The 279-nt window shown below is 41.9% G+C and carries 1 protein-coding gene; it reads right to left on the bottom strand.

The features are described from left to right. Positions 1 to 279 (bottom strand): hypothetical protein (locus tag AAEZ06_RS27140; RefSeq protein WP_350617177.1); only part of this gene is annotated, 279 nt, incomplete at both ends.

The following is a 279-nucleotide window of genomic DNA, read 5'->3' as shown; positions in this document are numbered from 1 at the left end:
GAATAGTGGTATTAGCACCGCCGACGCTAACAATTTTATTGTCTTTAACAATGACAACACCATTGTCGATCACCTTGTCATTTTCCATGGTGATTACTTTGCCGCCAGTAAACACCACGGTTCCACGTGGAACATCAGCGTTGTCTTTAAAACCCAGAGAGGTGATTGTAGGTTCAACTTTGGTTTCAGACTTTCCATATTGAGTGTCAACTTCTGCTTGATATAAGTCTGGGCCTAAGGTCCAATAAAGTTGGTTGTTTTTTCCGTTCCAGCTAATGC

This window comes from Pseudomonas sp. HY7a-MNA-CIBAN-0227 (genome assembly GCF_040310325.1).
GTDB lineage: Bacteria > Pseudomonadota > Gammaproteobacteria > Pseudomonadales > Pseudomonadaceae > Aquipseudomonas.
Note: the sequence above shows the minus strand (reverse complement) of the source record. Positions and strands in the feature narration are given on the sequence as shown.